The following is a 10928-nucleotide window of genomic DNA, read 5'->3' as shown; positions in this document are numbered from 1 at the left end:
CATGCTGGGTCATACTCATCACCGAGTGCCCTTCGCGGCGAACTCGGCGACGGTGTTCACGTTGGTCTTGTCGACGAAGGCGGGACCGGTGAGCACGGGGGCTTCACCACCGCCGCTGTAGTTGCCGTTGTTCTTGTAGAGCCACAGCGAGTCGACCGCCAAGTAGCCCTGAAGGTAAGGCTGCTGGTCGACCGCGAACTGGATCGTGCCCTTCTCGATGGCGGAGATGAGGTCCTTGTTGAGGTCGAACGTGGCGACCTTCGCCTTGCTGCCCGCGTCGGACACGGACTGCACGGCGGTGAGGGCGAACGGGGCGCCGAGCGTGACCACGTCGTCGATGGTCTTGTCCTGGGTGAGCTTGGCCGTGATCGTCGACTTCACCGACGGCATGTCCGTGCCGTTGACGTAGAGGATGTCGGTCTTGCCGCTGAACGTCTTCTTCACGCCGGCGCAGCGCTGTTCGAGGTTGATGTCGCCCTGGGCCTGGATCACGCACAACGTGTGCTTGACGCCGGTGGAGTTGAGCTTGGTGCCGAGTGCCTGACCCGAGACGGCCTCGTCCTGCCCGAAGAAGGACAGCAGGCCCTGCTTCTTCCACTCGCTCAGCCCGGCGTTGAAGCCCACGACGGGGATGCCGGCCTGCTCGGCCTTGGCGACGACGGCCTTCATGGCGTCGGGCTTGGCGAGGGTGACCGCGATGCCGTCGACCTTCTGGTCGATCGCGTTCTGCACCAGGTTGGCCTGATCGGCGGCCGTCTCGTCGTTGGAGTAGATGAGCCGGACGTTGTCCTTGGCTGCGGCTGCCTGCGCGCCCTTGCGGATGGTGTCCCAGAAGGTGTCGCCGGAGGGCGCGTGGGTGACCATCGCGATCGTCATACGCGGAGTGGTCGCCTTGCCCGCGGAGACGTTGCCCGCGGACTCGTCGGACTTCTTGCCGCCGGAGCTGCTGGAGCAGCCCGCGAGGGCGAGGGCGGCCACGGTGGCGGCGGCCACGACAGGGAGGACTCTGCGGGAGCGGGGGAGGGATGTACGGCTCATGGTTCGTGCACCTCGCTGTGCGACTGAAAGAGGTAGCAGGGCGGTAGGTCCGCGGCTGCTTGATGGGCCAGGGCCAGGGTCGGGGATTCGGTTTGGAGGATCGGAGTGGCTCACAGGGAGCCGTGGCGGCCGAACGCGTCGGCCGTGACCGCTTGTCCGCCTTGTGGGCGGCGTCGACGGTGAGCGGGTGTCCCCGCCGATCGCGGGCGACGCGCCAACGGTCTTCGTCGGAACATCAGGACAATTTAAAGCGCTTTAATTCCTGGTACTATCGACTCGTTTCGAGAGCGTGTCAAGGGCGTTGCGCGAGAAGATTGCGGCCGGGAGGCGCAGGTGGAGGACGGGGCGGAACATCGCCGGGCGGCCGCGAAGAAGCGCCCACGACTGGAGGACGTGGCGGCACGCGTAGGTGTGTCCACCGCGTCCGTCTCCCTCGTGCTGCGCGGTGTGGCGGGCCCCAGTGAACGCACACGGCAACGTGTCCTGAAGGCCGCCGCGGACCTCGGCTACCAGGTGGACCGCACCGCCAGCCTGCTGGCCAGCAGGCGCACCCGGATGCTCGGTGTCATGGTCGACATCCACAGCCCCTTCCACGCGGACCTGGTCGAGCATCTGCACTCGGCCGCCGAGGAGGTCGGTTACGACCTCGTCCTGAGCACCCAGACCCGTACCCGCGACGAGCGCACGGCCGTCGAGACGCTGCTGGCCTTCCGCAGCGAGGCGCTGATCCTGCTCGGCCCGACCGCCCCCGTCGACACGCTCGCCGCGCTCGACGGCAAGGCCCCCGTCATCGTCGTGGGCCGGCGTATCGAGGACGGGGAGCTGGACGTGGTGCGCACCGCGGACGACGACGGCGTGGGGCAGATAGTCGACCGGCTGGTGGCGCTCGGGCACCGCGCGATCACGTACGTCGACGGCGGCAAGGGTGTGATCGCCACCGACCGGCGTCGCGGCTACCGCACGGCCATGCGGCGCCACGGACTGGACGCGCACATCAGCGTGCTGCGCGGTGACAACACCGAGGCGGCCGGCGAGCGCGCCGCCCGCCACCTCCTCGACGCGGGCGAACTGCCCACCGCCGTGGTCGCGTTCAACGACCAGAGCGCGATCGGTGTCCTGGCCGGTCTCGCCCGCGCGGGTGTCTCCGTCCCCGGCGAGGTGTCCGTCGCGGGATACGACGACGACAGGCTCTCCCGCCTGAGCTGCTTCGACCTGACCACGGTCAGCCAGGGAGCGGAGGAACAGGCGCGCTACGCGGTGGCCGCCGCCGTGGAACGCCTCGACCAGGGCCGTACCGAGCCCCGGGAGGTCGTCCTCGCTCCGCACCTCGTCGTCCGCCGCACCATGGCCGAGCCGCGCTGATCGGGCCGGTGTCGAGGGCGGATGCTGCGGATTCCTGCAACACCCTGCTCAGGGGGAGGGATGGGGCATCCCGACGTGCTCGGCCGTCCCCGACCCGTCCTCAACGGCTCAGGTGGATTCGCGGACGACGAGACGGCAGGGAACGGTGTGCAGGCCGGGCGCCGGCTTGGAGCCGATGGCTTCCAGCAGCAGCAGGGCTGCCTGCCGGCCGACCTCGGCCAGGTTCGTGTCGATCGTGGTGAGGGGCGGCCGCGAGGCCAGGGCCATGACGTCCCAGTTGTCGTAGCCGACCACGGCGATGTCGGCGGGCACGCTCACCCCGCGTTCACGCAGCGCGTCCGTGACACCGCGTGCGATCTGGTCGTTGCCGCAGAAGAAGGCCTCGGTGTCGGGTGCCGTGCGCAGTACCGCGTCGGCGGCGCGGCGGCCCCAGGCCTCGCTCCACTCCCCGAAGTGGACGCGGCCCGTGGCGAGTTCCGCGGCGGAGCGCTTGAGCAGTTCGAGGGTGTGGTGGGCCCGGTCGCGGGCGGCCGCGTGGTGGGCCGGGCCGGTGATGTGCGCGATGCGGGTGCGGCCGGTGGCCAGCAGGTGCTCGACGGCCAGCTGGGCTCCGCTCCGGTCGTCCGACACGACGGAGATGTCCTCCGGGTCGGTGGACGGCGAGAGCGCGTAGACCGTCGGTATCGGCTCGACGCCTTTCAGCGGCGGGCGCGGATCGGTCCTTCGGCCGGTCACGATGATGCCGTCCACCCGGCGCCCCATGAGATTGCTCAGGTGGTGCTGCTCGCGGATGGCGTCGCCGCGGGTGTCGCACAGCAGCACGGAGATCTTTCCGGCGCCGAGCGCGTCCTCGGCCCCGAGGAGGACGGGTGTACTGAAGCGGCCGATGCCGTCGGTCGTCATCAGCCCGACGGTCCAACTGCGGCCGGTGTGCAGGCTCTGCGCCTGCTGGTTGGGCCGGAAGTCCAGTTCTTCGACGGCGTCCAGGACCCGTTGCCGGGTCTCCGGGCGCATGCTGCCACTGCCGTTCAGCGCCTTTGAGGCTGTCCCGACACTGACACCGGCCAGTCTTGCCACGTCGGTGAGCTTCGCCCGCCCGGTGGGCGGAAGATCTGGAACGGCGGTCACGCGCAATCCTTTTCCTAGATGACGTCGTCAGCTGCATCCTGGCATCGTTCGCGGCGGCTGGCCAGACCCGACCCAGCAGAGAAATTGTTTGTCGCACCTCTTGACGCGCACTCGGACCCGTTCCTACCTTTCCGGGCAGAAAAACGTTTTCCTCAGCGGGTTCGAGAGACGGAGCAACGCTCGTCCGATCTCAGGGACGCCCTGACGCTCGTCGCGCGCCGGCTTCCCGACTCGCTTCCCACCTACCTCTTCGGAGAGCCATGCCCCGCCCACGTTCCACCGCGCTTTCCTCCTCGGCCCCGGCCCCGTCCGAAGCGGCAGACACTCTCCCAGGCCCGGTCCGCCTCGGACCGGGCGCCAAGGCCGCACTCGCGCCTGCCGCGGTCGAGGTACGCGCCGGCTTCTGGAGCATCCGCCGCGAGGTGAACGCGCGGATCTCGCTCCCGCAGGGCCCCGAACTGCTGGAGTCCGCGGGCAATCTGCACAACCTGAGGCTGGCGGCGGGCGCGGTCGAGGGCGAGTTCCGGGGCGCGTACCCGTTCGTGGACACGGACGTCTACAAGTGGCTGGAGGCCGCGTCCTGGCAGCTGGCCCAGGAGCCATCGGCCGGGCTGGAGACCGAGGTCGAGCGCATCGTCGCCCTCGTCGCCGACGCGCAGCAGCCCGACGGCTACCTCAACACCTGGTTCCAACTGCTCAAGGGCGGCGAGCGGTACAAGGACCTGCGCTGGGGTCACGAGCTGTACTGCGCCGGTCATCTCATCCAGGCGGCCGTCGCCCACCACCGGGCCACCGGCCGTCCCCAACTCCTGGACGTGGCAAGGAAGTTCGCTGACCACATCGACTCCGTCTTCGGCCTCCCCGGCAGCGGCAAGGAGATCGACGGCATCGACGGCCACCCCGAGGTCGAGACCGCCCTGGTGGAGCTGTACCGGGAGACCGGCGAGCGCCGCTACCTCGAGCTGGCCGGCTACTTCGTCGACCGTTTCGGCCACGGTCTGCTGGGCGGCGAGGCGTACTGCCAGGACCGGGTGCCGCTGCGCGAGGCGGACACCGTGGAAGGCCACGCCGTACGGCAGTTGTACCTGCTGGCGGCCGCCGCCGATCTCGCGACCGAGACCGGGGACGCCGAACTCCGGTCGGTGGGGGAGAGGTTGTGGCGGGCGATGACCTCGACCAAGACCCATCTCACCGGCGGCCTCGGCGCCCATCACGACGAGGAGGACTTCGGCGACCCGTACGAACTCCCCAACGAGCGTGCGTACTGCGAGACTTGTGCGGCCATCGCCTCCGTCCAGTGGAGCTGGCGGATGGCCCTGCTCACCGGCGAGGCCCGCTACTCCGACCTGATCGAACGCACCCTGTACAACGGCTTCCTGGCCGGAGTGTCCCTGGACGGCGAGAGCTGGCTGTACGTCAACCCGCTCCAGGTCCGCGACGGCCACACCGACCCCGGCGGCGACCAGTCCGCCCGCCGCACCCGCTGGTTCCGCTGCGCCTGCTGCCCGCCGAACGTGATGCGGCTGCTGGCCTCGCTGGAGCACTACCTCGCCACCAGCGACCCCGGGGGCCTCCAGATCCACCAGTACACCGCCGGTCGCTACACGGGCGACCTCGACGGCACCTCGGTCGCGGTGCGCGTCGAGACCGAGTACCCGTGGCAGGGCGCGATCGGCCTGACCGTCGAGGAGACCCCGGCCGACCGCCCCTGGACCCTCTCGCTGCGCGTCCCGCAGTGGTGCGCCGAGTACCGGGTGCGGTGCGGGGACACGGAGTACGACCAGACCGACGCCCCCGTGGCCGACGGCTGGCTACGGCTCGAGCGCACCTGGGCCCCCGGCGACCGGGTCGTCCTCGAACTCGCCCTCGCGCCGCGCCTGACCGCGGCCGACCCCCGCGTGGACGCCGTGCGCGGTTGCGCGGCGATCGAGCGAGGGCCGCTCGTCTACTGCCTGGAGCAGGTGGACAACCCCGGCGGCGGACTGGACGACATCGTCCTGGACCGCACCGGTCCGCTCACCGTGCGGCACCGTCCCGACCTGCTGGGCGGGGTGACCACGGTGACGGCAGTCGGCCGGCGGCGCCGCATCCCCGACGCGGGCTGGTGGCCGTACACCTCCGCCGAGAGCGAGGCACCGGAATCAGACGGTGCGCCGGTCGAACTCACCGCCATTCCCTACTACGCGTGGGCCAACCGCCAGGACGGCAGCATGCGCGTCTGGCTGCCCACCTCCTGAGCCCTCCACAGCCACCACCTTCCCCCCGCTTCTCACCCTCCCCCCGCACTCCCCTTCCTACGAGCCGCACCAAGACAACGAGGTCACCGTGAGAAACACCCGCCGCACCCTCCTCACCGCCATCGCCGCCGTCGGCGCGCTCACCGCTGTCGCCGCCTGCGGTGGCGGTTCCGACTCCTCCGCCTCCGGTTCCGGGAAGACCGGCGGGACGTACAACTTCTGGGACCCGTACCCGCAGTTCGACGCGTCCTCGGCGTGGGGCAAGCTCGTCACCAAGTGCGGCACCGACGCCGGGGTGAAGGTCAAGCGCACCAGCATGGACACCACGGACCTGGGCAACAAGGCGCTGCTCGCCGCCCAGCAGGGCAACGCCCCCGACGTCATGCTGGTGGACAACCCGGTCGTCTCCACGCTCGTCGAGGCGGGCATCCTCAACAAGACCAGCGAACTCGGCCTCGACACGTCGTCGATCCAGAAGAACATCCTCGGCGCCGGCGTCATCGACAACGCCTCCTACGGAGTGCCGATCGGCGCCAACACCCTCGCGCTCTACTACAACAAGAAGATCCTGACCGCGGCCCACGTCGACCCCGCGTCCATCAAGGACTGGGCCTCGCTCACGGCGGCACTGAAGAAGGTCAAGTCCGCGGGCAAGAAGGGCATCACCTTCTCCGCGATCAACACGGAGGAGGGCAGCTTCCAGTTCCTGCCCTGGTTCTGGGGCGCGGGCGGCGAGCTGACCAAGCTCGACTCGGCCAAGGGCGTGGCCGCGCTGTCGCTGTGGAAGCAGTGGGTCGACGCGGGATACGCGCCGAAGGACGTCCTCCAGAACACCCAGACCACCAGCTGGCAGGAGTTCGCCACCGGCGACTACGCGTTCAGCGAGAACGGCACCTGGCAGCTCGGCAACGCGGACAAGGCCGGCTTCGCCTACGGCATCGTCAACATCCCCGGGCAGAACGGCGGTTCGGCGCCGGTGCCGACCGGCGGCGAGTTCGTCACCGTCCCCGTGCAGAAGGACTCCTCCCGCTACGACGTCAGCAAGAAGATCGTCACCTGTCTGACGAACTCCACGAACCTGCTGGCCACCGACACGACCCTGACGTACGTGGCACCCACCGCCGAGGTGCAGGCCCAACAGGTCAAGCAGAACCCGGAGTTGAAGCCGTGGGTCGGCGCGGTGGCGGCGGCGCGCGGCCGCACCAGCGACGGTCTGGGCACCAAGTACCCGACGATCTCCCAGCCGTTGTGGACCGCCGTGCAGAACGCCCTGTCGGGCGGCAAGAGCCCGCAGGCGGCCCTCGACTCCGCTCAGACGGCCGCGAGCAAGGGCTGACACCTCCGACTCCCGCACCCCTCCGGAAAGCGCGTCGCCATCGCGTCCGTCCGAACACGCCACCCGCATCCAGGAGTACGCATGACCATCGCCCGCGTCGACCGCCGCTCGCAGCGGTCCCCGGCCAGGTCCGGGGCGACCGGCACCGGACATCGGACGGACGCGTCGGACCTGCGGCGCCGACAGCGCCGTAGCAGCCGGCTCACCGCGCTGGCCTTCATCGCCCCGCTGGTCGTCTACCTCGCCGCCTTCTACCTCTATCCGCTCTACCGCAACCTCGATCTGAGCCTGCGCGACTACACCGTCCGGTCGTTCGTGCAGGGGGACGCGCCCTTCTCCGGCCTCGACAACTTCAGGACCGTCCTGGACGACCCCACGTTCGGCCCGGCCATGCGCCACACCGTGATCTTCACCTTCGCGTCGATCGCGTTCCAGTACGTGGCCGGGCTCGCCCTCGCCGTCTTCTTCAACCGGCACTTCCGGCTCGCCGGGACCCTGCGCGCCCTGTTCCTGATCCCCTGGCTGCTGCCGCTGATCGTGTCGGCGTCGACCTGGTCGTGGATGTTCAACAGCGAGTCCGGTGTCATCAACTACGCCCTGCACTTCGTGGGCGTGTCCCCGGTGGACTGGCTCAACTCGCCGGACTGGGCGCTGACCTCGGTCGTCATCGCGAACATCTGGATCGGCATCCCGTTCAACCTCGTCATCCTCTACAGCGGACTCCAGAACATCCCCGGTGAGCTGTACGAGGCGGCGTCCCTGGACGGGGCCGGTGCCTGGCAGCAGTTCCGCCGGATCACCTTCCCGCTGCTCCGCCCGGTGTCGGCGATCACCCTGCTCCTCGGGCTGGTCTACACGCTCAAGGTGTTCGACCTGATCTGGATCATGACCAAGGGCGGTCCGGGCGACGCGTCGTCCACCCTCGCGACCTGGTCGTACCAGCTCGGCTTCGGCACGCTGCTGCCGAAGTTCGGCCCCGGCGCGGCCGTCGGCAACATCCTCATCCTCATCGCGCTCGTCTTCGGCCTGCTCTACATCCGCGTCCAGAGGAGGCAGGAAGCATGAAGTCCCGTACGGGAAAGCGCCGTTACACCGTCATCGGTGTCCTGCTGACCGCCGTGATGCTGTTCCCGGTGTACTGGATGATCAACGTGTCCCTCACCCCGCAGCAGGACATGCGCAAGTCCCCGCCCGACCTGCTGCCCCTGCACCCCACCTTCGAGGGCTACCGTGCCGTCCTGAACGACCAGTTGCCCTACCTCGGCACCAGCCTGCTCATCGGCCTGGGCACGGTCGCCCTCACGCTGGTCCTCGCCGCCCCGGCCGGCTTCGCCCTGGCCAAACTGCGCCCCCTCGGCGGTGGAAGCCTCGGACTCGCCCTGCTGGTCGCCCAGATGATCCCGGGCATCGTCATGGCGATGGGCTTCTACGGCATCTTCCTCGACTACGGCCTGCTCAACTCCTGGTGGGGGCTGATCGTCGCGGACTCCACCATCGCCGTGCCGTTCGGCGTGATGATCTTCACCGCGTTCATGTCGGGCATCCCCGGCGAACTGATCTCCGCGGCCCGCATCGACGGCGCCGGCACCTGGCGCACCTTCCGGTCCGTGGTGCTGCCGGTCAGCCGCAACGCGGTGGTCACCGTGTCGCTGTTCAGCTTCCTGTGGGCCTGGTCCGACTTCGTCTTCGCCAACACCCTGGACGGCGGCGGCAGTTGGCGGCCCATCACGCTCGGCATCTACAAGTACATCGGGAACAACAACCAGGAGTGGAACGCGATCATGGCCACCGCCGTCGTCGCGTCGATCCCGGCCGCCGTCCTCCTGGTCCTCGCCCAGCGCTATGTGGCCGCGGGCGTCACCGCCGGCGCGGTCAAGGACTGATCCACGGTGCAGACCGTCCCGGGCCCGCCGGTCGGGCGGGCCCGCGCTCCGCCGTGGCCCCGTTCACGCCCCACGCAGGACTGTGACCCCACGCAATCGGTCGGCCGCTCCCCGAGCCGACTCCTCACCGCACCTGGAAGTCCCCCTCCCTCCTCAGGAGAGCCGCTGATGTCGTACCTGAGCCACCGTCACCGTTCCAGAGCGCCCCTCGGCCGCGTCGGCGCCGCCGTGACGGCCGCCGCCCTGGCCGCCACCGCCCTCGCCCTGACGGGCGCACCCGCCCAGGCGAGCCCCACGTCGTCCACCACCCTGGTCGTCAACGCCGCGCAGACCTTGCGCTCCGTCACCCACGTCGGCACGGGCAGCCTCTACGGCCTCGCCAGTGCGAGCACCCCCACCGACAGCCTCGTACAGGCCCTGAAGCCCAACACGTTCGTCCAGATGGCGCCCGGCGGCAGCCAGCTCCCCAACGGAGAGCCCGCCCCCGCGGGCGACGCCCTGGTCGTCGCCCCGAAGGCCGCGGCAGCGGGTGCCAAGGTCGTCGTACGGATGCCGGACTGGTACCCGAACTTCCCCTACCAGTGGGTGAGTTGGAGCAACTGGCTGTCGGCGGTCGACCAGCAGGTCGCCGCGGTGAAGGCATCCAGTGCCACCAACATCAGCGCGTACGCGCTGTGGAACGAGCCGGACTGGACCTGGGACACCACCAACGCCGGTGCATTCGACGCCGGTTGGGCCCGCACGTTCAAGGAGGTCCGCACCAAGGACACCACCACCCCGATCCAGGGTCCGAGCTACTCGGTGTGGAACCAGTCCTGGATGACCACCTTCCTCACCGACGCCAAGGCCAGCGGCACGGTCCCCGATGTCATCGCCTGGCACGAGCTCCAGGGCAGCTCCGGCATCGCCGCCCATGTCGCGGCCTACCGCTCGCTGGAGAGCAGCCTCGGTATCAGCCCGCGTCCGATCGATATCGAGGAGTACGGCACGCCCACCGAAATGGGCGACTCCGGTGCCCTCATCGGCTACGCCGCCAAGTTCGAGCGCGCGGGCGTCCGCGACGCCGAGCTGGCCTTCTGGAACCACTACGGCACCCTCGGCGACACCCTGACCGACACCGGCGGCTCGCCCAACGGCTCCTACTGGACGTACAAGTGGTACGGCGCCATGTCCGGGAACATGCTCACCACCACACCGCCCGCGCAGACCGGCATCGACGGTCTCGCCTCCCTCAACGGCGCGGGCAACCAGATCAGCGTCATCGCCGGCGGCTGCACCGGCTCCTGCGCCGTCACGGTCAACGGGCTCTCCTCGCTGTCGGCCTACGGCAGCACCGTCCACGTGAAGCTGGAGTACAGCCCCGACACGGGCCGCACCACCGCCTCCCCGGGCCCGATCACCGTCTCCGACGCGGACTACGCCGTCTCGAACGGCTCCATCACCGTGCCGGTCACGATGAACGCCGCCGACGGCTACCACCTGACGATCACCCCCAGCGGTACCTCGACGTCCCTGGCCGGGCGCTACCAGATCACCAACAAGAACAGCGGCCTCGCCCTGGACACCCTCAACGCGGCCACCGCACAAGGCACTTCGGTCGTCCAGGCCACGTCCACCACCGGCACCGACCAGAACTGGACCCTCGTGGCCGCGGGCCAGGGCCTCTACAAGATCGTCAACCAGAAGAGCGGCCTGCTGCTCGGCATCACCAACGCGGGTACCAGCGACGGTGGCACCGCCCTGATCTGGGGAGACAACGGCACCGCCGACCACCTCTGGCAGGTCATCCCGGCCCGCGACGGCTACGCCAAGATCGCCAACTACAACAGCGGGCTCCTGCTCGGCGTCGACCAGATGAGCACCACCTCCGGCGCCCAGGTCCTCCAGTGGTCCGACAACGGCACCGCCGACCACCTGTGGAAGCTCACCGCTCGCTGAGCCGAC

At 69.6% G+C, this 10928-nt stretch carries 8 protein-coding genes; 6 read left to right on the top strand and 2 right to left on the bottom strand.

What is annotated here, in order from left to right; translation table 11 throughout:
• Positions 1-18: 18 nt before the first annotated feature.
• The gene (locus JHN63_RS04480) at positions 19-1038 is read right to left on the bottom strand and encodes a sugar ABC transporter substrate-binding protein (RefSeq protein WP_200677343.1); all 1020 of its coding nucleotides are present in this window, start codon (positions 1036-1038) and stop codon (positions 19-21) included.
• 333 nt (positions 1039-1371) lie between these two features.
• Between JHN63_RS04480 and JHN63_RS04475 the strand changes: the two genes are divergently transcribed.
• On the top strand, positions 1372-2400 hold the full coding sequence (locus JHN63_RS04475) for a LacI family DNA-binding transcriptional regulator (RefSeq protein WP_200677342.1): 1029 nt from the start codon (positions 1372-1374) through the stop codon (positions 2398-2400).
• A gap of 108 nt (positions 2401-2508) precedes the next feature.
• On the opposite strand, the gene JHN63_RS04470 is transcribed toward JHN63_RS04475, so the two are convergent.
• Positions 2509-3528 carry a LacI family DNA-binding transcriptional regulator gene (locus JHN63_RS04470; protein WP_200677341.1) on the bottom strand — a complete coding sequence of 340 codons (1020 nt, stop codon included), beginning with the start codon at positions 3526-3528 and terminating at the stop codon, positions 2509-2511.
• A gap of 260 nt (positions 3529-3788) precedes the next feature.
• On the opposite strand from JHN63_RS04470, the gene JHN63_RS04465 reads away from it, so the two are divergent.
• From JHN63_RS04465 to JHN63_RS04445, 5 genes are all read left to right on the top strand, one after another.
• Positions 3789-5765 (top strand): glycoside hydrolase family 127 protein, encoded by a 1977-nt coding sequence (locus tag JHN63_RS04465; protein WP_200677340.1) that lies wholly within the window; start codon positions 3789-3791, stop codon positions 5763-5765.
• 88 nt (positions 5766-5853) lie between these two features.
• A complete protein-coding gene (locus tag JHN63_RS04460; RefSeq protein ID WP_200677339.1) occupies positions 5854-7101 on the top strand; it encodes an extracellular solute-binding protein in 1248 nt (415 codons plus the stop codon).
• Positions 7102-7182: 81 nt separating this feature from the next.
• Positions 7183-8166 (top strand): carbohydrate ABC transporter permease, encoded by a 984-nt coding sequence (locus tag JHN63_RS04455; protein WP_200677338.1) that lies wholly within the window; start codon positions 7183-7185, stop codon positions 8164-8166.
• Entirely contained in the window at positions 8163-8984 is an 822-nt protein-coding gene (locus JHN63_RS04450) for a carbohydrate ABC transporter permease (RefSeq protein ID WP_200677337.1), read from the top strand. The genes JHN63_RS04455 and JHN63_RS04450 overlap by 4 nt, the downstream gene beginning before the upstream one ends.
• A gap of 168 nt (positions 8985-9152) precedes the next feature.
• The gene (locus JHN63_RS04445) at positions 9153-10922 is read left to right on the top strand and encodes an RICIN domain-containing protein (RefSeq protein ID WP_200677336.1); all 1770 of its coding nucleotides are present in this window, start codon (positions 9153-9155) and stop codon (positions 10920-10922) included.
• The last annotated feature ends 6 nt before the right edge of the window (positions 10923-10928 follow it).

The organism is Streptomyces sp. MBT65, assembly GCF_016612545.1.
Lineage (GTDB): Bacteria > Actinomycetota > Actinomycetes > Streptomycetales > Streptomycetaceae > Streptomyces.
This window is presented reverse-complemented; position numbering and strand designations above follow the sequence as displayed.

Bases quoted from the DNA above. Each gene is read 5' to 3' on its own strand.
- JHN63_RS04445 (WP_200677336.1), top strand. From the start codon at position 9,153: ATGTCGTACCTGAGCCACCGTCACCGTTCCAGAGCGCCCCTCGGCCGC.
- JHN63_RS04465 (WP_200677340.1), top strand. From the start codon at position 3,789: ATGCCCCGCCCACGTTCCACCGCGCTTTCCTCCTCGGCCCCGGCCCCG.
- JHN63_RS04480 (WP_200677343.1), bottom strand. From the start codon at position 1,038: ATGAGCCGTACATCCCTCCCCCGCTCCCGCAGAGTCCTCCCTGTCGTG.
- JHN63_RS04455 (WP_200677338.1), top strand. From the start codon at position 7,183: ATGACCATCGCCCGCGTCGACCGCCGCTCGCAGCGGTCCCCGGCCAGG.
- JHN63_RS04450 (WP_200677337.1), top strand. From the start codon at position 8,163: ATGAAGTCCCGTACGGGAAAGCGCCGTTACACCGTCATCGGTGTCCTG.